The sequence below is a fragment of the Paraburkholderia nodosa DSM 21604 genome (genome assembly GCF_000519185.1).
Taxonomy (GTDB): Bacteria; Pseudomonadota; Gammaproteobacteria; order Burkholderiales; family Burkholderiaceae; genus Paraburkholderia; species Paraburkholderia nodosa.
In genome coordinates, this window is record NZ_JAFA01000006.1 from 12438 (window position 1) to 34120 (window position 21683).

15 protein-coding genes are annotated in these 21683 nt (G+C 64.5%); 10 read left to right on the forward strand and 5 right to left on the reverse strand.

The annotated features are described in order from the left end of the window. Positions 1 to 81: 81 nt before the first annotated feature. From A3CW_RS0110100 to A3CW_RS0110125, 6 genes are all read left to right on the forward strand, one after another. Positions 82 to 1170 carry an asparaginase gene (locus A3CW_RS0110100; RefSeq protein WP_281175089.1) on the forward strand — a complete coding sequence of 363 codons (1089 nt, stop codon included), beginning with the start codon at positions 82 to 84 and terminating at the stop codon, positions 1168 to 1170. A 343-nt stretch (positions 1171 to 1513) separates the two neighbouring features. Beyond that, positions 1514 to 2839, forward strand: a complete 1326-nt coding sequence (locus tag A3CW_RS45830; protein WP_245623607.1) for an MFS transporter — start codon at positions 1514 to 1516, stop codon at positions 2837 to 2839. 76 nt (positions 2840 to 2915) lie between these two features. Then, positions 2916 to 3917: a LysR family transcriptional regulator gene (locus A3CW_RS0110110; protein WP_211254052.1), complete on the forward strand. Its 1002-nt coding sequence runs from the start codon at positions 2916 to 2918 to the stop codon at positions 3915 to 3917. After that, positions 3895 to 5310 (forward strand): aspartate ammonia-lyase, encoded by a 1416-nt coding sequence (locus A3CW_RS0110115; RefSeq protein WP_028203459.1) that lies wholly within the window; start codon positions 3895 to 3897, stop codon positions 5308 to 5310. The genes A3CW_RS0110110 and A3CW_RS0110115 overlap by 23 nt, the downstream gene beginning before the upstream one ends. 64 nt (positions 5311 to 5374) lie before the next feature. Next, a complete protein-coding gene (locus A3CW_RS45835) occupies positions 5375 to 5878 on the forward strand; it encodes a prolyl-tRNA synthetase associated domain-containing protein (protein WP_051481366.1) in 504 nt (167 codons plus the stop codon). Between the two features lie 290 nt (positions 5879 to 6168). After that, the gene (locus A3CW_RS0110125) at positions 6169 to 6963 is read left to right on the forward strand and encodes a DUF899 domain-containing protein (RefSeq protein ID WP_035512746.1); all 795 of its coding nucleotides are present in this window, start codon (positions 6169 to 6171) and stop codon (positions 6961 to 6963) included. Positions 6964 to 6991: 28 nt separating this feature from the next. Here the strand turns inward: A3CW_RS0110125 and A3CW_RS0110130 are convergent, their stop codons facing one another. After that, positions 6992 to 10306 carry an adenylate/guanylate cyclase domain-containing protein gene (locus tag A3CW_RS0110130; protein WP_028203461.1) on the reverse strand — a complete coding sequence of 1105 codons (3315 nt, stop codon included), beginning with the start codon at positions 10304 to 10306 and terminating at the stop codon, positions 6992 to 6994. A 186-nt stretch (positions 10307 to 10492) separates the two neighbouring features. On the opposite strand from A3CW_RS0110130, the gene A3CW_RS0110135 reads away from it, so the two are divergent. Beyond that, entirely contained in the window at positions 10493 to 12721 is a 2229-nt protein-coding gene (locus tag A3CW_RS0110135) for an SLC26A/SulP transporter family protein (protein WP_028203462.1), read from the forward strand. A gap of 20 nt (positions 12722 to 12741) precedes the next feature. Here the strand turns inward: A3CW_RS0110135 and A3CW_RS45840 are convergent, their stop codons facing one another. The 4 genes from A3CW_RS45840 to A3CW_RS0110155 form a co-directional block, all read right to left on the reverse strand. Then, on the reverse strand, positions 12742 to 14103 hold the full coding sequence (locus tag A3CW_RS45840) for an MFS transporter (protein ID WP_051481367.1): 1362 nt from the start codon (positions 14101 to 14103) through the stop codon (positions 12742 to 12744). Between the two features lie 243 nt (positions 14104 to 14346). Continuing rightward, positions 14347 to 16026, reverse strand: coding sequence for an AMP-binding protein (locus A3CW_RS0110145; RefSeq protein ID WP_028203463.1), 1680 nt, complete (start codon positions 16024 to 16026; stop codon positions 14347 to 14349). 142 nt (positions 16027 to 16168) lie between these two features. Beyond that, positions 16169 to 16711, reverse strand: coding sequence for a hypothetical protein (locus A3CW_RS0110150; RefSeq protein WP_028203464.1), 543 nt, complete (start codon positions 16709 to 16711; stop codon positions 16169 to 16171). Positions 16712 to 16786: 75 nt separating this feature from the next. After that, positions 16787 to 17602, reverse strand: a complete 816-nt coding sequence (locus tag A3CW_RS0110155; RefSeq protein WP_028203465.1) for a PAS domain-containing transcriptional regulator — start codon at positions 17600 to 17602, stop codon at positions 16787 to 16789. 204 nt (positions 17603 to 17806) lie between these two features. Between A3CW_RS0110155 and A3CW_RS0110160 the strand changes: the two genes are divergently transcribed. From A3CW_RS0110160 to A3CW_RS0110170, 3 genes are read left to right on the forward strand one after another with little or no spacing between them, the layout of a single operon-like run. Continuing rightward, positions 17807 to 18685 (forward strand): FAD binding domain-containing protein, encoded by an 879-nt coding sequence (locus A3CW_RS0110160; protein ID WP_028203466.1) that lies wholly within the window; start codon positions 17807 to 17809, stop codon positions 18683 to 18685. Between the two features lie 17 nt (positions 18686 to 18702). After that, positions 18703 to 19233, forward strand: a complete 531-nt coding sequence (locus A3CW_RS0110165) for a (2Fe-2S)-binding protein (protein ID WP_028203467.1) — start codon at positions 18703 to 18705, stop codon at positions 19231 to 19233. Positions 19234 to 19250: 17 nt separating this feature from the next. Further along, positions 19251 to 21665: an aerobic carbon-monoxide dehydrogenase large subunit gene (locus tag A3CW_RS0110170; protein WP_028203468.1), complete on the forward strand. Its 2415-nt coding sequence runs from the start codon at positions 19251 to 19253 to the stop codon at positions 21663 to 21665. The last annotated feature ends 18 nt before the right edge of the window (positions 21666 to 21683 follow it).

Consider the following 21683-nt stretch of genomic DNA (forward strand, 5'->3'; position numbering starts at 1 on the left):
GTGTCACTACACTCGTCTTCAGCGATACGCCAACTTGGATGGCTATCCAGAGTTCTATTTTTCCCAGACTGGAGACGTACTGTGAGAGACAACCACGCTCATATGAATAACTACTTAGGCCGGCTTTTCGCCGGTCTTGCGCTCTGCCTGTTCTCAGTGGCGCCGGCCATGGCACAATCCACATCCCCCGATAAACTGCCCCACGTAGCGGTGCTGGCAACCGGCGGCACGATCGCAGGTACCGCGGGCAGTGAGACGCAGACAACGGGCTACAAACCAGGTGTACTCACGGCTGACGCGCTTCTCAAATCGGTCCCGTCACTGGGCAAGATTGCACAGGTGTCCGGTGAACAGATTTCGAATGTCGGAAGCGAGAACATCACCAACGATATCCTCCTGAAACTGGCGAAGCGCGTGAATCAGCTTCTTGCTCAACCGGACATCGCGGGTGTCGTGGTGACCCACGGCACGGATACCCTCGAGGAAACGGCCTATTTTCTTGATCTTGTCGTCAAGAGTGACAAGCCCGTGGTGGTCACGGGATCGATGCGGCCGTCGACTGCGATCAGTGCCGATGGTCCGAGCAACCTCCTGCAGGCAGTCACGGTTGCCGCCTCACCGGAGGCCCGCGGCCACGGCGTCATGATCGTGCTGAATGACCGGATCGGCTCGGCTCGCTACACCACGAAGACCAATGGCACGACGCTGGATACGTTCAAGGGAAACGACGCTGGCTACCTGGGCACGCTGGTTGATGAGGTTCCTCACTTCGAGACGTCCGTGTTGAAGCGCAACACCACTGCAACGCCGTTTGACGTCTCGAAGCTCGATTCTCTGCCGGAAGTCGATATTGTCTACGGCTATCAGAATGACGGCGGCTACATGTACGACGCCGCAGTCGCGCACGGAGCAAAGGGCATTGTCGTCGCAGGCGTTGGAGCAGGCAGCGAATCACTCCTCACACTTCCGTCAATCAGGAAGGCGATCGCCCAAGGGGTGATTGTGGTCCGCTCTTCCCGGACAGGGGGCGGATTCATACCGGAAGATCCGGCCTATGTGGGTCTACTCGGTGACGATCTGAACCCCCAAAAGGCCCGCATTCTCCTGATGCTCGCGCTCACGGCGACCAAAGAGCCCTCGAGCATCCAGGCAATGCTTCACGAGTTTTGAATCGCTTTCGCCGGCTGAGGGCCGGTGAAGATGATTCGTTCAGGCGCGACGGTGCTGTTAAAGCACCGCCGCGCCGCGTGCCGTTCCAGGAGACCCCGGAGCCGGCCCCGGTTCGAGCCTCAACCGGTTGGCGTACGTTGGGGTGCTCCACTTCAAGTCCCGCGTGACATAGTATTAGAGTTATTGATACTGACACCGGACATGCTGTTTTCTTGAATCCGAGTCCCTACACTGGTTTCAGAAGGCGCAGGCAGGCGCCTCGCTGATAACCAGAGTCCAGGAGACGAAAGTGAGCAAGCAGATATTGATGGAGGACGTCCCGCTGCGCGGTTTCCACTTGCGCGTGGCGTTCAGCGGTACAGGCGGACAGTTCAGCGACGGTTTCGTGCTGGGCATCATCGGCATCGCGGTGAGCATGGCTGCAGGGGCTCTTCACCTGAACGCCCTCTGGATGGGAGCACTCGGTGCGGCGTCCCTTGCCGGCCTGTTTTTTGGCAGCATGTTTGCCGGGCCCTTGGCGGACAGATATGGCCGGCGCACCATTTTCGCCTTCGACATGCTGCTCTTTGCGGCGATTTCCGCAGCGCAATTTTTTGTGACGTCGCCGACCCAGTTGCTGGTGTTGCGCGTGCTGCTTGGTCTCATTCTCGGCGCCGACTATGTCGTGAGCAAATCGCTCGTCACGGAGTTCTCACCACGCCGCTATCGTGGCCGTCTCCTGAGTGTGCTCGCGGCAGCCTGGGCGGCGGGTTACGTCTGCGCGTACCTGGCTGGCTTTGCCCTTCGCGATATCGGCCCCGACGCATGGCGGATCATGCTGGCCGCCAGTGGACTGCCGGCACTGCTGATCCTGCCGTTCCGTCTCGGCGTACCCGAGTCGCCCATGTGGCTGATGAAACGCGGCCGGAAGGACGAGGCACTGGAAATCATCCGCGCAAAGTTCGGTCCGGAAACCATCCTGCCTGCACCGGCAGCCGCGCCCCAGCGACGTCGTGGTGCCTGGTCAGAACTGTTCTCGGCCCGCTGGAGAAGAAACACGCTGGTCGGCTGCGTGTTCTACACGTGCCAGGTCATTCCATACTTTGCGCTCGGTACCTTCTCTCCGAAGGTACTGCAAGCCTTGCAGGTCAAGGACGGCTTTGTCGGTGGACTTGTCTATAACGGACTGCTGTTCGCCGGATCAATATTTGGACTGCTGATCGTTGACAGGCTCTCGCGTCGCGCGTTCCTCATTGGCAGCTTCTATCTCGCAGCGATCGGACTGGCGGTGCTCGCGTACGCCGGGTTCGGTCCGCTCGGCACGATACTCGCGTTCGGCATTTTCGCCTGCATTCTCTCGGCGGCGGCGAACCTCGAGTTCGTCTATCCGCCCGAGCTTTTCCCGACCCACCTGCGCGCGTCAGGCGTCGGGCTGGCCGTTGCCTCCAGCCGGTTCGGTTCCGCGATCAGCACGTTTCTCCTGCCCGTGGCCGTGCAACAGGTTGGCATTCACGCTGCGCTCGGCGTGTGCGTGGCCGTATTGGTGTTCGGTGGCGTGTTCTGTCATTTGTTCGCACCGGAAACGGGCAAGGAAAGTCTTTCGGATATGGGTTCTGGCCAGGGCGGCCACGAGCCGGCGGTGGACGGTGCCCAGAACGTGAGCCTGCACACAGTGGGACATCGCCACTGAAACCCTGGCGTCCGGCGCTCCCACGTTGGCGCACTCATGGCAATGTCTGCTGACCGTAACTATGGGAGAGCCCATCGTGTCGCTCAACAAGCCAATTGATATGTATGCGGTGCAGGTCTTCGTCGCCGTGGCGGAGGAAGGCAGCATGTCCGGGGCGGCCGCACGCATGGGCATCTCCCAATCGGGTGTCTCGCAGATCGTCCGCCAGCTGGAAGACGAACTGGGGGTCGTGCTGGTCAATCGCACGACCCGTCCCCTCGCGTTGACGCCATACGGCATCGCATTGAGGAACCGCGGAGCGGTACTCAGCGAGGAGATCGCCAATCTGAAGGCGCAGGTCGTCGAAGCGGGGCGGGGAATCAAACCCGATCTGCGCATCGGATTTGTTGACTCGTTCGCGGCCACCTGTGGCTCAGCTTTTACGAAGCGGCTGCTGGAGAAGGTATCGCAACTGTCTATCCGTACGGGATTGAGCCCGCAGCAAGGCGAGGCGCTGCTGCGGCGCGATCTGGACCTCATCGTCACGAGCGACGCGCTGATCGACGCCAATGACGTAGTGCGGTTCCGGCTCCTGTCCGAGAAATACTTTGTCATCACGCCACGGGATTTCCGCAAGTCAGTTCGAACCGTGGAGGACATCCGGGCCCTGGCCGACGCATTGCCCATCGTGCGCTTTAACCGGAAATCACAGGTCGGCATGCAGATCGAGCGCTATCTGCGTCGAATTGAGGTGCGCACGCCGACCAGGCTGGAGCTCGACAACGCTGATGCGCTGACTTCGATGGTGGCCGAAGGCATCGGCTGGGCCGTGACCTCGCCGATGTGTCTGCTACAGGGTGCAGCCTACGCGGACGGGGTGACTCGCCACGTCGTCGACAGGCTGGGCCTCGAACGGTCGCTGTATCTGGTGGCGAGGCGCGACGAATACAGCGCCTTTTTCGAAGATGCATGCGATACGGCGTCCGAAGTGATCGAAACATCGTTTCTCCCGCGAGTGAAAAAGGCTCTCGGTCAGGAAATTGAACAACTGATTGATGTTGGAAACAGGAACTCAAATGAACAGTCAAGCCAAAGCTGAAACGCGCATCGAACGCGATTACGTTGGTGCAGTCGATATTCCGGTCGAGAAGTTGTATGGCGTCAACTCGGTGAGGGGCGTCGACAATCTGACGGTTTCTCCTCTCAGCATTGCCCACTATCCGGCGTTTGCGGTGGCTTTCGCGCAGTGCAAATGGGCGGCCGCGCTCGCGAACCGGGACACCGATGTCATCACGCCGGAACAATGCGATGCAATCAGCCGTGCGTGCCAGGAAATCATCGAAGGCAAGTTTCGTGACTCACTGATCGTCGATTTGCTCGAGGGCTCGGGTGGCACGTCGACGAACATGAACTTCAACGAGGTGATCGCCAATCGGGCGCAACAGCTTTTGGGTCACGAGCCAGGCTCGTACGACGTGATCCATCCGAACGACCATGTCAACCGCTCGCAGTCCACGAACGACGTGTATCCAGCCGCGCTGAAGATTGCGACGTACGCGATGCTCGGACCGCTCATTGCGGAAGTAGAGAAACTGGCTGAACAGTTCGATCGCAAGACGATCGAGTTTGCCGACGTCCTTCATCTCGGCCGTACGTGTCTCCAGGATGCGCAGCCGATGCGTCTCGGTCAGCTTTTCGGCGGATATGCGTCGCTTACGCGACGTCTCGCGGAAGAACTGATGGCGGTTCGCGACAAACTGCGTACGCTGCCGCTGGGTGGTACGGCAATCGGTACGGGCTTTGGTGCGCCGGCTGGGTATCGATCCGGTGTCTATCAACACCTCTCGGAAATCGTAGGCGTTGGCTACGTCGCGCCGGCAAACTCGTTCGACGCGATGCAGAATATGGACGTGTTCTCGCGCGTTTCGGGCGAGCTTCGCACCTGTGCGGCGGCGATTGCGAAAATTGCATCGGACCTGACGGTGCTCTCCTCCGGCCCTGTAGGCGGAATTGGGGAGCTACGCCTGCCGGAGGCGCAGGCCGGCTCGTCGATCATGCCGGGCAAGGTGAATCCTGTGCTGCCGATGGCCATGATCCAGTTGAGTTTTGCGGTTATCGGCAATGATGTCGCGGTGGCTCAGGCGGTCCAGTACGGCGAACTGGAAATCAATCACTTCGAGCCCGTCGTGGCCTCCCGTGTGTTCGACAGCATCATGCTGCTGACCAACGGCATCGAGCGGTTTGCGCAGAAGTGTGTCGCCGGCATCACCGCCGACGTTGGATGCAATGCGCGACACCTGATGGACTCGATGGCTGTGGCCACAGCGCTCGTGCCAAAGCTTGGATATGCTCGTGTCAGCAAACTGGCGCGACAGTCGGTTGCGGAGGGTCGGCCACTGGTGCAGATTCTCGACGAATCCGGGCTGCTGTCGCGCGACGATACCCTGTCGCTGATCGATGCGGCCTCGTACCCGGTATTTGAGCCGAGGTGATCGGCTGCTGGCTGGCCGCGCAAGGTGGCGGCCGGCATGTGCAACACTCTGGATTGAACGGGAAATGATGGAAAGGGACGAATTGCTGGAACTCCTGGAGCAGCAGGACGTGCCGTTTGAATGTGAGTTCCACGAGCAGGTACTCAACATGGCGGAATCCGGGGCGCTCAAGCTGTCGCTTGACGGCGCACGCTGCAAGAATCTTCTGCTGCAGGACAAGCAGGGCGGTTTATACCTCGTGGTGACGACTGCACATAAATCGCTGGATCTGTCCGCAGTTGCGAAGACGCTGAACAGCAAGCGGCTGTCGTTTGCTTCGGCCGATCGTCTTTTCGATCTGCTTGGGGTTAGGCCTGGCTCGTTGAGCCCACTGGCCCTGGTCAATGACGGCGCTCATCATGTTCGCCTCGTGATCGACAACGACCTTGAGCACGAACGGGTCTTTCTGTTTCATCCACTCGATAGCACTGCGACGATCGCGTTGTCGAGGCGAGACCTCGAAGTCTTTCTGCAGCGCATTGGTCACGCCCCGTCGTGGCACGCCCTCGGAGAGAGACGACCGGCTTGAAGCGCCAGCTCATGCTGACAATGCTCGCGATGTCGGGGAAGGGCAAAGCGGGGCACGCTTGCCGGAATTGGCGGACCGTTATGGTGTGGTCAAGGCGCGGGCGCTGACCGCCTTGCTGGTGCTGGGCCCAGCCCCGCGACTCCACTCAGCACTCCCTCGAAATACCGCCACACTTGTTACTCCCAACCTCCGATTCCCGGTAGCAAACTACCCACGTCACCCAACGAGCGACGCGTAGCGGACGTAATCGCGCCGCAGGAATTTGCCCCATTCAGGAGGTCGCAAAAGCCATGAGTTCATCATCCGAAAACGGAAGGAAAGGCGGACATCCCGCCATGCTCACTCCACCGGTCGTCTCATCGCTGGCTTGGGAAGAAGCGCGTCAGCAGTTGCTTGTGAAAGAAAAGGAACTCACCCGGGCTCGAGACGCCCTGGCCGCCGAGCGCCGCCGAATGCCCTGGATGGCGGTGGAGAAGGCATACGCATTCGAAGGGCCTGCGGGCAAAGTCAGCCTGCTGGATCTGTTCGACGGCCGGCGTCAGCTGATCGTCTACCGTGCATTCTTCGAACCGGGCGTGTTCGGCTGGCCCGACCATGCCTGCCGGGGCTGCTCCATGGTGGCCGACCAGGTCGCCCACGTCGCCCACCTGAACGTCCGCGACACCACGCTCGTCTTCGTCTCGCGTGCGCCTCAGGCCGACATCGCGCGGCTGAAGGCGCGCATGGGCTGGGAGATACCGTGGTTCACCATCACGGACAGCTTCGATGCCGACTTCGGCGTGGACGAGTGGCACGGCACGAACGTGTTCTACCGCGACGGCGAGCGCGTATTGCGCACCTACTTCATCAACAATCGCGGCGATGAGCAAATGGGGGGCACCTGGAACTACCTCGACATCACGCCGCTGGGTCGCCAGGAGGTTTGGGAGGACTCGCCCGAGGGCTATCCCCAGACCCCGACCTACAAGTGGTGGAACTGGCACGACAGCTACACCGCAGACGCGCCGCCCGACAAGAAGTGGGTCGAGGTGTCGGACGCAGGCGAGGCCGCGTTCCGCAAGCAGGACACGAACGGAACGCCTTGAGCGAAACCTGTTCGGCCGGACGTATGCCTCAAGCGGCGAGCGCTGCATCGACCGCGGCCAGGTACTGCTCGAACCCTGCCTGCTGCAGCACGGTTCGCACGCGCGCGAGCTCGCCTCGCGCGGCTTCGTCCGCGGGGGCCTGGAGGACGCGCGCGAGCACGCGTCCGCGCGCCGCGAACAGCTCGGCCCAGGGCAGCGGTTCGCGCCGCGTGTAGTCCTCCAGTGCGTTCGCATAGCGCAGCACGCCGGCCGGATCGCGGGCCGCCAGCATCGCTTCGATCGCGTCGCGGTAGAACCAGAGATGGTTGTGGCCGACCGCGCCGAGGCGCAGGAGGTCCGCGCCTTCGGCCAGCAGGCGCGTGCGCTCGTCATGCTCGTCGACCGCGCGGGCGAGGGCGCTCAGATTCTTCGGCGCGGAGAACTGCGTGCCCACCTCGCGCGAGATCGCAAGCGCCTCGCGCAGCGCCTTGATGGCTTCGCCGCGGCGTCCATCGGCGAGCCAGACACGTCCCTGCATTTCCAGGTTCTGCGCTTCGAACCGGCGCGCGCCCAATTGCAGGATCACGCGCCTTTCCTGCTCCAGATGGACCTGCGTCGCCGGCATATCGCCTAGCTCGTAGCAGGCGAACACGCCGAGCGTCTCGCCCAGCAATTGCGCGCGCGGCTGCCCGATCAGCGCGGCGGCGCGCACGGCAGCAACGGCGTCTTCGCGCGCCTGCCGCGGCTCGTTCAGATAAATGCGGCTGAAGCCCTGCATCGAAAGATTGGCGACTTCGATCCGGCCGCACCCGTGCTCGCGGCTCAACGCCACGCAATCGCTGAAATGGCGGAACGCGGTCCGCATCCGGCCTTGCGCGTAGGCGGCATCGGCCAGGCCGCCGAGCGCCCGGGCCTCGGCCTCCGGCAGGCCGAGGCGCCGCGCGTACTCGAGCCCGCGTTCGTGCTCGGTGCTGCAGGCATCGATCTTGCCGAGCGGAAAGTAGATATTGCCGCGCAGATAGTGAAGGCTCGCGAGCTCGGCCACCCGGTCGTCGCGTTCCGCGATCCGCTGCGCAGCCTCGAGCAGATCCAGCGCTTCGTCGAGTCCTTCGCTCACCCGCAGGCCTTCCGCGAGCCCGAGCTGGCAGCGGCACAGACTGGCGTCGTCGGGGGCGGCCTCGAGCGCCGCGCGCCAGGTCGCGATCGATCCCGCGATGTCGCCAAGGTCGCGCTGGAGTTCGCCCTTGCAACAGCTCAGGGCGTGGCGGTCCGTTTCCGTCTGCGCGATCTCGAGGCCCCGCTCGGCGAGGCGCAGCGCGGCCTCGAGCAGGTGGGCCGTGCGCTGCGCGAGCGCGGCGGCCAGGTAGGCCTGCGGCGCGCGTTCGTCCTCGGCGCGGTCGAGATGCTGGGCGTGCAGCGTGGGGTCGCCGTGCGCGAACCAGTCGGCCGCGCTGCGGTGCAGCTCGCGCCGGCGCGCGCGCAGCAGTGTCGAATAGGCGCTCTCCTGGATCAGCGCATGGGCGAACAGGAACTCTTCGCCCTCCGGCAGCACGAGCGCATTCGCGAGCAGGCCGTCGCAGACGTAGCCAGGGTCGTCGATGAGCCGCCGCAACAACGCGATGCCGAAACGCTGTCCGATCACGGCAGCCGCCTGGAACGCCAGGCGGTCGCGCGGCGCCAGCCGGTCCATCCGCGCGAGCACGAGGCTGCGGATCGAGCCAGGCACCGCGTTGCCGCTGCCTTCCTCGGCGTTGCGCAAGAGCTGCACGAGGAACAGCGGGTTGCCGCCCGCGCGCTCGATGCAGGCGAGCGCGACCCGCTGCGTCGCGTCGATGAAGTTGCCTGCGAGGCTCAGCGCTTCGTCCTGGCGCAAGGGCCCGAGGTCGATCGTCGCGAACGGGGTGTCGCGGCAGCGGGCGCGCCACGCCGCATCGATCGGATCGCCTTCCACGCGCGAGGTCATCACGAGCAGGCCGGGGCCGTTCGCGATGCCCGAGCCGAAGGCCGAGAGATAGTCGAGCACTTCGGGCTCGGCCCAATGCAGGTCTTCGACGACGATCAGCGTGGCAGCCCGCCTGCAGGCGTCGCCGGTCAGTCTCGCGGCGAGCGCCTGCTTGCCACGCTTGCGCGCGCCGTGGTCCATGGCGTCGTAGACGGTTCGCCATTCGTCTGCGAGCGGCAGGTCGATGAGGTCGTGGAGAAACGCGAGCTGTTCGGCTTTGACGATGCCTTCGGCGGCGAGCCGCGCGGCGGCGGCGCGCCGCGCGTCGCTCGGTGCGCCGGCCGGCAGGCCGAGCAGGCTGCCGGCGATCGTGTGCACGGGATCCTGCCCCTTGCCTACGCCGAAATCGAGCACGAGGCCCCGATGGATCTCGAAGCCCTGCGTCTGCGCGTAGCGGCGCATCTCGTCGACGAGACGCGTCTTGCCGATGCCCGCTTCGCCGCGCACATGGACGATGTGGCCGGCCCGCCTCGCAATGCACGCGCGGACGATCCCGTGAAACTGCTCGAGCTCGGCCTCTCGTCCGACGAAAAAGCTCTGACCCGTCTTCGCCGATTCGCCCGCCGGGTCGCTCGAAATCGCGCGCAGCCGCCACGCGCGCACCGGCGTGTCGATGCCCTTGAAGCGCTGTTCGCCGAGCGCGTCGCAGACGGCGGCGTCGCCGAGCGCGCGCGCGACGTCATCGGACAGCCAGGTCTCGCCGGCCGCGGCGGCGACCTGGAGCCGCGCGGCCAGGTTCACCGGACTGCCGGTCACGGTGTAGTCCCGCGCGTCGACGCAGCCGAGCGCGCCGGCGACGACCTCGCCGCTCGCGATGCCGATATGGGCCTGCAGCGTGCGCGCCGCCTGCGCGCTCAGTTGCGTCAGCGCCTCGTGGATGTCGAGCGCCGCGCGCGCCGCGCGCAGCGTATCTGTCTCGTGCGCGCGGGGCGCGCCGAACAGCGCCATCACCGCGTCGCCGATATGCCTGTCGGTCGTGCCGCCCCAGGCGAGCACGATGCCGTCGACGAGCGCCGTGAAGCGTCCGATCAGCGCGCGCACCTCCTCCGGATCGAGCGTACGCGAGAGCGCGGTGAAGCCGCAGAGGTCGGCAAACAGGACGGTCACCTGCCTGCGTTCGTCCGCGGGGATCTCCAGCGCGTTGGGTGCGTTCGGCACTTGTGCCACGGGCAGAGCCTCTGCCGGCGGGTTCGGCGCGGCGGCAGCGAGGATCCGTTTGCGGTGGCCGAGCGACTGCACGCCGAGCTCCCGCAGATCCGCGTCGGTCAGCTGCGCGAGCAGCGAGAGATCGATATCGTTTGCCGCGAACGCGTGCGCGTACTGCTCGAGTCCCAGGGCGCGCAGCCATTGCTCAATATCCATGTTCGCCGCCTGGATCCCCTGCCGGTTGCCTGATGCGAACTGCCCCGAGCCCGTCGGGGATCGTGCCGGTGAATATCCAGTGTAGGCGCGCGCCACGGGCCGCGTACGGCGTTTGACAGGCTTTCCGGCGCGGACGGATACTGGATCGCTCCCCATCGCGCCTCGCGCATTCCACCGGGAATTCACGTGAAGCCGGGCAAGACCGTTACCGTCGCCGACGTCCCGCCGCGCTCGCGCGTCGCGGCGCTGCCCGGCGATCTCGCGGCGGGCGCGGTGTCGGCGCTCGTCATGCTGTGCTACGCGATGAGCCTCGGCACGATGATCTTCAGCGCCGATCTGGCCCGTTACGCCATGCTCGGCGTGCCCACCGCGCTCGTCAGCTGTGTCGTCACGGCGCTCGTGATTGCCTTGACGAGTTCGATGCGCCTGAACATCGGCGGCCCGGACAGCAATGCGGCGGCGTTTCTCGCGGGTGTGGCGGCAGGCGTCGCGAGCAGCGTGCGTGCGGACGGCGGTTCCCCGCAGACGCTGCTGCTCACCGTGCTGATCGCCATCGCGCTTTGTTCGCTGGTGACCGGCATCGTGCTCTACGCGATCGGTTCCTCGAAGCGCAGCCGCTCGCTGCAGTTCCTGCCTTATCCGGTCCTCGGCGGTTTCCTCGCCGGCACGGGCTATCTGCTCCTCGCCGGCGCGTTTCGCGTCATGACGGGCGAGTCAATGCAATGGCGCACGCTCGCGCTGCTGACGCATCTTCACTGGCTCGCGTGGCTGCCTGCGCTTGTCGTCGGTGTGCTGGCCACGATCCTGATGCGCAGCTGGAAGCACGTTGCCGCGCTGCCGCTCACGCTGGCTTTCGGCATTGTTCTGTTTTACGTTCTGCTGCGCGCCGCGGGCCTGTCGATCGACGAAGCGCGTGCCATGGGGCTGCTGCTGCCGCGCGCGGCGCTGCGGCTCACCGGGCTACCGGAGCTGCACCTGCGCGCGCAGCTCGGGCAGGGCGGCATCGACTGGACGGCGATCGCCGCACACCTACCGGAGAGCCTCGTGGTCACGTCGGTTTCGGCCGTCACGATCCTGATGAATTCGACGGCGATCGGCGCGGCGACGGGCGAGGAAGTCGATCTCAATCGCGAGATGCGGGCCGCGGGTCTCGCCAATCTCGCGAGCGGGCTGTTGGGCGGCATGGTCGGCTATCAGTCGTTCAATCGGTCGATGCTCAACGCGCGCGTGGGCGCGACGAGCCGGATGGCGGGCGTGTTCGCCTCGCTCGCGTGCCTCGTCGTGCTGGCTGCGTCACCCGGTTTCGTCGCGCTCTTTCCCGTGCCCGTGCTCGTCGGCCTCCAGCTTTTCATGGGGCTGCGCCTCATCATGCAGTGGGTTGTCGGCGCCTGGGCGAAGCTCGCCTGGTACGAGTACCTGCTCGTGCCCGTGATACTCGGCACGATCGCCGCCTGGGGTGTGCTCATCGGCGTGGGCGCAGGCGTGATTGCGGCGTGCGTGATGTTCACGCTGCTCTACGGCCGCGTGAGCTGCATACGCATGGAGTTCGACCTTCGCACCCGGACCTCGAATGTCGAGCGCAATATCGAGGAGACCGAAGCGTTGCGCGGGCTCGGCGCACAGGTGTGCGGCATGTGCCTGCAAGGGTTTCTCTTTTTCGGCACGGCCAATTCGATCCTCCAGCGCATACGCGAGCGCCTCGCCGCGCGCGATCCGGTGCGGGTTCGATTCGTCGTACTTGATTTCGCGTCGACCCAGGGCATCGACGCGTCGGTATCGATCAGCTTCGTCAAGCTGCGGCAGCTCTGCGCGACGATGGACGCGGACCTGATCCTGACCGCGCTGCCGCCGCGCTCGCGCGATCTGCTGACGAAAACCGGTACGCTCAATCTGCGGATTCGCGAATTCGACACGCTCGATGCGGGCCTGGAGTGGGTGGAGGACCAAGTGCTCGCGTCGAGCGCGCTCGCGCCGAAGCCCGGTGACGACCTTCACGCGCTGCTCGCGCCGCATTTCACGGCCAGCGCGCTGAACACGCTCTCCACGCGGCTGGAAGTGCAGGATCTGCAGGCGGGCGACGCGCTGTTTCATCGCGGGGACCCGGGCGACGCGCTGTACCTCATCGAGCGCGGGCGGGTTGCCGTTTCACTGCCGCTCGGAAACGGGCGGTCGGTGCGCGTGCGCGTTTGCCTGCCGGGCACGGTCATCGGGGAAATGGCCGTATACACGCAGCAGCCGCGCAGCGCAGACGTGTTCGCCGAGGCGCCGACACGGGTGCGCAGACTGTCGCTGGCCGCGCTCGTTGCGCTCGAGCAGGACGACCCCGCAGCCGCCCAGCAGTTTCATCGCTTTCTGGTGAAGGTCATTGCGTCGCGCCTCGCCTTGGCCACCGAGGCCCTGCGCGCGGCCTACTGAGCGGTGGAGGAGGGCTCGCGTCAGACTGAATTGTGCGGCGCGTCTTGCAGACCTCGCGCCGCAACGCGCTCCGTCACACCTTCATGCGGGTGATCGTCGAGTGATATCCGCGACGTTTCCGGCAAGGACATCCCGCCAACCAGTGCCAGCAGCGAGACGGCGATCAGGTAGAAAGCGGGCGAGATGTTGTTGCCGGTCGACTCGATCAGCCACGTGGCGACCAGCGGCGCCGTGCCGCCGAAGATGGTATAGGCGAGGTTGTAGGTGATCGCTGAAGCCGTATAACGGGTCCGGGTCGGAAAGATTTCGGAGAGCAGTGCCGCCGTGACCACACCCGACAAGACCGCGCCGAGCGCAAGCAAGCATGCACCGGCGATCGCGGAACGAAAATCCCCTGACCCTCCCAGCGCGAAAGAAGGGTAAACGGCGGCGATCAGGATGGCGCATGCCGTGAAGACGGTTTTTCGTCTTCCGACTGCGTCCGAGTAGAGGCCGGCGAGCGGGCAGATGGCCGCGGCGAATACGAGTGCGATGACCGTCACCAATAAGGCGCTGGCCCGGCTCAGATGACCGACGACCTGCAGATACGTGGCGAAGTAGGTCGTGAACGTATAGAAGGAGAGCGCAGTCACGGACACGAAGGCACCCAGGCGCACGATCGCGCTTGCCTGGGTCTTGAGCGTTTCACGCAGGGGGGCGTGCGCCAGGTCGTGATCGTGTTCGACTGCGGCAAACGATGGTGTCTCGCCAAGGCGAGTGCGCAGATACAGACCGACCAGGCCAATAGGCGCCGCGGCGATGAACGGGATTCTCCAGCCCCAACTGCTCATCGCCTCTGGCGACAGCATGGCGTCCAGTCCGGATGCCACCACGGCGGCGCTCGCAAACGACAGGAACGTGGAGACCGGCAGAAAGCTTCCGTATCGCGCGCGCTGGTGCATCGGCGCATGTTCCATCAGATACGCGCAGGCGCCGGCGTATTCTCCGCCGGCGGAAAACCCTTGCACGCAGCGGACGATCGCGAGCAGCAAGGGGGCGAGCATGCCGACCGATGCGTAGGTCGGCAGGAAGCCGATGACGGTTGTGGCACCTGCCATGATCAAGATGGTCAGCGCGAGCGTTTTCTTGCGGCCCACCCTGTCTCCCACCACGCCGAAGAAGACGCCGCCGAGCGGCCTGAATGCAAAGGCGACGGCGAACACCGCGAAAGTCTTCATCAACGCGATCGCCGGATCGCCATTCGGAAAGAACTGGCGAGTCAGCAGGGTTGCCAGAAATCCGTACACGGCGAAATCGAACCATTCGACGAAATTGCCTACCGCAGCGGCAACGATCACCTTGCGAAGCGTCTTGGGGTCCACTTTGGGCTGATACGCTTTCATTCTCTGGCCGTCCCTTGTGCGTTGAATAAGGCGTGCGTATCACCCTGAATGGCGAAAGCCATCAGAGGCGAGCGGTTTTACGATGAAGTCGCACGGTGATGATTTGCACAGTTAACGCGACCAGAAATGTCGTTCCTAGAACGAAGCCGACATGATGACGCGCTGGAAGCGACATCAGAATGTGCTGTCGCGGGATGGCAAAACGACGTCGCTTTTCGAATGGTTTTTTCGGCGGCGGAAAAGTCAGATTTGGCTCACCAGCCGGTCTCGCAATTGCCGCCGCAGCACTTTTCCGACCGGCGTTTTCGGCAGATCGTTCACGAAGACCACTTGCTTGGGCACCTTGTAGGCGGTGAGGCTCGTGCGCGCAAATTCGATGACTTCCGACTCGGTCAGCCCCGGTTCCTTTTTCACCACGAAGGCGACCGGCGTCTCGCCAGACTGTGAATCCGCCACACCGACGACCGCGACCTCCAGAATGCCGGGATGCCGGAAGAGCACGCCCTCCAGCTCGTTTGGATAGACGTTGAAACCGGAGACCAGAATCATGTCCCGCTTGCGGTCGACAATCCTGATGACGCCGCGCTCGTCCATGATCCCGATGTCGCCGGTCGCGAAAAATCCATCGGTGCCGATCGCCTGCGCCGTTTCCTCCGGCCGGTTGAAATAGCCTTGCATGACGACGGGCCCCGCCACAAAGATTTCGCCCGGCATACCGGCGCGTACAGCCGCGCCGTTTTCGTCGCGGATTTCAATGCGCATGGAAGGTAGCGGCACGCCGATCGTGCCTTCGAAGGCCGTCTGCGTGACGGGATTGGCCGTCACCGCGCCAGCGGCTTCCGAAAGCCCATAGGCTTCCACCACCGGCGTGCCGGTGAGTTTCTGCCAGCGCTCGGCGACTGCGGGCTGGGTCGCGGTACCGCCTCCGAAGGTGCTGCGCAGCGCGGAGAAGTCGAGCGCGCCAAAGGCCTCGTTGTTCATCAGCGCGGTAAATAGCGTGTTGAGGCCGCCGAACACGGTTGGCCGGTGCGTGGCAAAGTCCTTCACGAGGGCGGGAATGTCGCGCGGGTTCATCACCAGAACGCAGCGCGTTCCCAGATGGAACGAGACGAGGCACTGGCACACGAGCGCCGCCACGTGGTACAGGGGCAGCGCGACGAGCGTGACTTCGCCGCTCGCCCGGAACACCGGCTTGACCCACGCGGCAAATATCAGCACGTCCGCGACTACGTTGCCATGCGTCAACACGGCCCCTTTGGGATCGCCGGTCGTGCCACCCGTGTATTGCAGGAAGGCTCTTGTCTCGTGGTTCAGCGCCGTCCTCGTGAAGTCCGCGGCCGGGCGCGCGGTCATGGCGGTCCTGAAGGCGATCGCCCCGGCAATCGTCCAGTCCGGCACGAGCTTTTTCTTCTTTCGAACGACGTAGTCGACAAGGATGGATTTCGGGAAGCTCTGCATCTCCGCCACGCGCGCGACGATCACGTGCTCGATGGCGACATGGGTGAGTGCCTTCTCGAGGGTGGCTGCGCAAACTTCCATGACCACGATCGCCCGCGCACCGGCATCCTTGATCAGATTCGCCAGTTCCGGCGCAGTGTAGAGCGGGTTGACGTTGACCACGGTGAGCCCGGCCCGGAGTGCGGCGAACATCGCGATGGGCTGTTGCAGGGAGTTTGGCAACATCAGCGCGATGCGGTCGCCGGGTTTCAGCTGAAGGTCATTCTGGAAATAGGCGGCGAGGCGCGCGGAGTACTCGTCCAGCTCGCGATAAGTGAGATTCACGCCGAACTGATGAAAGGCGATCCGGTCGCCGAAGCGCGCGACGGCCTGTTCCAGCAGGGCGGCCATCGAGGGGTAGTCGTCCAGGTCGATGTCCGCCGCCACGCCAGCGGGATATTGCGAAAGCCAGGGCAAGTTTGACATTTCGTGCTCCGCTGCGGGACTGCTTCGGCGTTCGCTGCTTCTAATTTTGGAGTCCTAGCGTATTCTCGCTGCGGCTTCCCAAGTGTGCTGTAGCGCACGCACGCGCACGATCGGATACGCGTTCCCGCGCGAAGCACGACGGCTATTCGACGGGAGCCGGCTGAACGTTGATTTCCAGAGGTTCGCCGGGCATTTGCGACGCGGGCGCGACGTCTTCTTCCGGCGTCGGCTTGGCGGTTTGAACGGCGGGCGGCGGGACGCTTCTGATCACGACGGGCGCCTCGGAGACGGGTGCGGGCGCTATGGGCTGCGCGCTATGGGCGCCGGTCATGCCCGTGCCGACGTTCGAGCCCGTACTGTTCGCGCTCTTGAGGAGACCGTGCGAATCGAACAGGAACACGGCTGCGGACGAGTGGGTGTCGGCACCGGCGATCAGCGAACCGATGAACGGGATATAGCTTTCCGGGTGCGGGCGCGACGTCACGTAGGTGTAGACGAGCAGTGTCGAGCCGTCGTCCAGCGCGGTTTCGACCGACGCCGGCCCGAGCGCGACGATCACATCCTGCAGCGTCGTGACGCCGTGCCTGAAGTTTGCCATCTGTTCGGGCCTGACCTCGACGCCGGCCGTCACGCAGCCGGCGAGTAGTGCGCCGCACAGCAGCCCAGTGACCACTTCGCGTTTCATGTCGCCTCGCCCCCTGAAAGGAATTCTAGGACGAAGCAGACTGGCCGGCAGAGGTAAAGCGATCGGCGCCTGCCTTCAGACCACGCCGAGCCACTCTTTCAGTTGTGCGGCGCGTGAGCGGCTCACCGGCACGACGCTGCGTTCGCCGTCGTCCATCACGAGGTTCACGCTGTCGTCGGCTTTGACGAGTTCGACCGCGTACGGCAGGTTGACGATGTGGCTGCGATGCACGCGCAGAAACGTATTGCTGTCGAGCCGCAACTCTAGGTCCGCGAGCGACAGGTTGGAGAGGTAACGGTCGTCCTTCGTGACGATCGTCGTGTAGTGGCCGTCGCCCTGAAAACGCACGACGTCCTTCAGGTCGATCAGGATCACGCGGTTCTTGCGGTACACCGGAATCTTGAAGAGCCGCCGCGGCGGCGTGGGCGCGCCGGCGAGCGACTCCGCCGTGGGCTCAGCCGACGGCTCCGTCGTGAGGTCGGTGAGGTCGTAAAAAATCATGCAGGTGCCGCAGGTGCCGTTCATGTCCGACATGCGGGACACCTTGAGCATGAGAATGCGGTCGGGAATGTTGATCATCATCGCGACCGGCGGGGGCGACTTCACGGGGCAGCCGCCGGCGTCGCGCGACTGCAGCAGGAAGCGCAGCTTGTCGCGGCTCTTTGCCGGGTGCAGTTGCACGACGTCGATGCCGAACAGCTTGTCCTGGGCCACGCCCAGCGACTGCTCGCCCGCCGGTCCGAGAATCTGCAGTGCGACGTCGTTGAACGCGCTGACGCGCCCCTGCGCGTCGAGCCACACCACGCCGGGATTGAACTGCTCGAGGCGGTGCTGAAAAGTCTCGGCGCGGCGCGCGTCGGTGGTCGGCATGGCCTGCTCGAACGGTTTCATCCAGGGTTCTCCCCGATGCTGCCGCGGCGTTGTGCGCGGCGTCTGCGGCGGCGGGACGCTGCCTCCGTTTTATGTCCTTTCCCCTTTTCACGCAAGTTTTCCGGCACCCGGCGCAGCCACGCCGCCGTTCGAGAAAACCCGTTGAATTGCTGCGTTGCATTGTGAAATCCTGAACTTCAGAAGGATGACAACAAGGAGACTAGTGTGATTCCCCGCCCATTCGAATACCACGCTCCACAAACCTTGTCCGAGGCGTTCGCGCTGCTCGGCACACTCGGCGAAACGGCGAAGCTGCTCGCGGGCGGCCATAGCCTGCTGCCGATGATGAAACTGCGCTTCGCGCAGCCCGATCATCTGATCGATCTCGGCCGGCTGGCCGAACTCAAGGGCATCCGCGAGGAAAACGGCACGCTGTGGATCGGCGCGATGACGACCGAGAACGAGCTGATCTGGTCCACGCTGCTGCAAGCGCGCTGTCCGCTCATCGTCGAGGGCGCGCGGCAGATCGCCGACCCGCAGGTTCGCTATCGCGGCACGCTGGGCGGTGATCTTTCGCACGGCGATCCTGGCAATGACCATCCCGCGCTGGTGATCGCGCTCGATGCGTCGTTCGTGCTGCAAGGCGCGGCGGGCGAGCGCGTGGTGCCCGCGGACGGCTTTTTCGTCGGCACCTATACGACGCTGCTAGAGCCCGGCGAGATCATGACCGCCATCCGCATTCCCGTGCCGCCGCCCGGCACCGGCTATTGCTACGCGAAGCTCAAGCGCAAGACCGGCGACTTCGCGACCGCGGCGGCGGCCGTCACGTTGCGCCTCGGCGGCGGTAACGTCGAGCACGCGCGCATTGCTCTGACGAATGTCGGCGACACGGTGATTCGCGCGCTGGACGCCGAGCAGGCCCTCGTCGGCAAGCCGTTCGACGCACGCGCGCTCGACGAAGCGGCGCGGCTCGCGATGGCGGCGTGCAATCCGGTGGAGGATCTGCGCGGCGACGCCGACTACAAGCGCGCGATGACGGGCGAGATGACCCGCAGGGCGCTCCAGACCGCCTACGAGCGGGCCGCGAACGCAGCACGCCCCTGACTCACGGAGAACGCGAAATGGCCAGCAAAACCATGGTGTCGTTCAGCCTCAACGGCAGCGAGGTCGATGTCGTCGTCGAGCCGCGCGAGCTGCTGATTCACACGCTGCGCGAAAAGTGCCAGCACACGGGACCGCATATCGGTTGCGAGACGTCGCATTGCGGCGCCTGCACCGTCGATTTCAACGGCATGTCCGTGAAGTCGTGCACGCTGCTCACCGTGCAGGCGCAAGGCGCTGAAGTCCGCACGGTCGAAGGGCTCGCCGAAGGCGGCGCGCTGCATGCGCTGCAGGAAGGCTTCATGCAGGAGCACGGGCTGCAATGCGGATTCTGCACGCCGGGCATGCTGATGCGTGCGTACCGCCTGCTCCAGGAGAATCCCGATCCCACGGAAGCGGAAATCCGCTACTGGATGGCGGGGAACCTGTGCCGCTGCACGGGCTATCAGAACATCGTGAAGGCCGTGCAATACGCGGCGCGCAAGCTGCGCGGCGAAGCGGTCGAAACCTCGCATCCGCTCATCGAAGCGGGCGCGGTACACGCGCACTGAGCGCCGGGAGACTCGTCATGAACCATCCCGACGCCAATCTCGAACGTCTCGCCGCGCTCGAAGGCATGGGCTGCTCGCGCAAGCGCCGCGAGGACCCGCGCTTCATCCAGGGCAAGGGCAACTACGTGGACGACATCAAGATGCCGGGCATGCTGTTCGGCGTAATGGTGCGCAGTCCCTACGCCCATGCGCGCGTGAAGCGCATCGACAAGTCGCGCGCGCTCGCGCATCCCGGCGTGCACGCCGTGCTCACGGCGGATGACCTCAAACCCCTCAAACTGCACTGGATGCCGACGCTCGCAGGCGACGTGCAGGCGGTGCTCGCCGACGAAAAAGTCTGCTTCCAGAACCAGGAAGTCGCCTTTGTGGTGGCCGACGACCGCTACGTCGCCGCCGATGCGGCCGAACTCGTCGAAGTCGAGTACGAGGAGCTGCCCGCGCTCGTCGATCCGATGACGGCGCTGGAACCCGACGCGCCAGTGATTCGCGAGGACATCCGCGACAAGGACAGCGGCGCGCACGGCGCGCGCAGGCATCCTAATCATATTTTCACGTGGACGATGGGCGACCGCGACAAGACGGACCGCATGTTCGAGAATGCGGAAGTCACGGTCAAGCAGGATATCGTGTATCCGCGCGTGCATCCGTGTCCGCTCGAAACCTGCGGCTGCGTCGCGTCGTTCGACAAGGTGCGCGGCGATCTCACGGTTTACATCACCTCGCAGGCGCCTCACGTCGTGCGCACCGTGGTCGGGCTGCTGTCGTCGATTCCGGAGTCGAATATCCGCATCATTTCGCCCGACATCGGCGGCGGCTTCGGCAACAAGGTCGGCGTGTATCCGGGCTACGTGACGTCGATCGTGGCGTCCATTGTGCTCGGGCGTCCGGTCAAGTGGATCGAGTCGCGCAACGAGAACCTCTCCACCACCGCGTTCGCACGCGACTATCACATGACCGGCGAGCTGGCCGCCGACAAGGACGGCCGCATCAAGGCGCTGCGCGTGAATGTGGTGGCCGACCACGGCGCGTTCGACGCGTGCGCCGATCCGACCAAGTGGCCTGCCGGCATGTTCCATGTGTGCACGGGCTCGTATGCGATCCCCAATGCGTTCGTCAGCGTAGACGGCGTGTACACGAACAAGTTTCCGGGCGGCGTCGCCTACCGTTGTTCGTTCCGCGTGACCGAGGCCGTCTACCTGATCGAGCGGATGGTGGATGTGCTCGCGCAGAAGCTCGGCATCGACAAGGCGGAGATCCGCTTGCGCAACTTCATCGGCCGCGACCAGTTCCCGTACACCACGCCGCTTGGCCTCGAATACGATTCGGGCGACTACGAAACGGCGCTGAAAAAGGTGCTGGCCGCCGTCGACTACAACGCGCTGCGCAAGGAGCAGGCGCAACGCCGCGCCGACCCCGATGCGGAGTGGCTCATGGGCATCGGCGTCGTGAATTTCACCGAGATCGTCGGCGCCGGGCCGTCGAAAATGTGCGACATCCTCGGCGTGGGCATGTTCGATTCATGCGAGATCCGCGTGCATCCGGACGGCTCGGCCATCGCACGCATGGGCACGATCACGCAGGGCCAGGGGCACCAGACCACCTACGCGCAGATCATTGCATCGGAAGCCGGCATTCCGGCCTCGAAAATCACGGTGGAAGAGGGCGATACCGCCACGGCGCCATATGGCCTCGGCACCTATGGCTCGCGTTCTACGCCCGTTGCGGGCGCCGCGGTGGCGCGCGCCTCGCGCAAGATTCGCGAGAAGGCGCGCCGGATCGCCGCTCATCTGCTTGAAGCGAGCCCGGACGACGTCGAGTTCGATCTGGACCGCTTCGTGCTGAAGGGCTCGCCCGACCAGTTCAAGACCGTGAAGGAGGTGGCGTGGGCGGCCTATCACAATGTTCCCGAAGGGCTGGAGATGGGCCTCGAGGCCGTCGACTATTACGATCCGCCCAACTTCACGTTCCCGTTCGGCGCCTACGTCTGTGTGCTCGACATCAACCGCTATACCGGCGAGATCCGTGTGCGCCGCTTTTACGCGCTGGACGACTGCGGCACGCGGATCAACCCGATGATCATCGAGGGGCAGATTCATGGCGGCCTGACCGAAGGCTTCGCCGTCGCGCTCGGACAGGAACTGCCGTATGACGAAGCGGGCAATCTGCTCGGCGCGACGCTGCTCGACTACTTCGTGCCGACAGCCGTGGAAACGCCGCATTGGGAAACGGACTTCACGGTGACGCCTTCGCCGCATCACCCGATCGGCGCCAAGGGCGTGGCCGAATCGCCGCACGTGGGCTCGATTCCGTGCTTCACGTCGGCCGTGGTCGATGCCTTCGCGCATCTCGGCGTCACGCACATGAACATGCCGCACAACGCGTATCGCGTGTGGCAGCAGTGCCGCGAGCTCGGCTTGACGCGGCCCGTCTGAGCCGAAGCGCGAACGAAT

Coding starts and splice junctions, on each gene's coding strand:
- A3CW_RS0110115 (WP_028203459.1), top strand. CDS start 3,895: ATGAACAGTCAAGCCAAAGCTGAAACGCGCATCGAACGCGATTACGTT.
- A3CW_RS45835 (WP_051481366.1), top strand. CDS start 5,375: ATGATGGAAAGGGACGAATTGCTGGAACTCCTGGAGCAGCAGGACGTG.
- A3CW_RS0110125 (WP_035512746.1), top strand. CDS start 6,169: ATGAGTTCATCATCCGAAAACGGAAGGAAAGGCGGACATCCCGCCATG.
- A3CW_RS0110130 (WP_028203461.1), bottom strand. CDS start 10,306: ATGGATATTGAGCAATGGCTGCGCGCCCTGGGACTCGAGCAGTACGCG.
- A3CW_RS45840 (WP_051481367.1), bottom strand. CDS start 14,103: ATGAAAGCGTATCAGCCCAAAGTGGACCCCAAGACGCTTCGCAAGGTG.
- A3CW_RS0110145 (WP_028203463.1), bottom strand. CDS start 16,026: ATGTCAAACTTGCCCTGGCTTTCGCAATATCCCGCTGGCGTGGCGGCG.
- A3CW_RS0110150 (WP_028203464.1), bottom strand. CDS start 16,711: ATGAAACGCGAAGTGGTCACTGGGCTGCTGTGCGGCGCACTACTCGCC.
- A3CW_RS0110155 (WP_028203465.1), bottom strand. CDS start 17,602: ATGAAACCGTTCGAGCAGGCCATGCCGACCACCGACGCGCGCCGCGCC.
- A3CW_RS0110165 (WP_028203467.1), top strand. CDS start 18,703: ATGGCCAGCAAAACCATGGTGTCGTTCAGCCTCAACGGCAGCGAGGTC.
- A3CW_RS0110170 (WP_028203468.1), top strand. CDS start 19,251: ATGAACCATCCCGACGCCAATCTCGAACGTCTCGCCGCGCTCGAAGGC.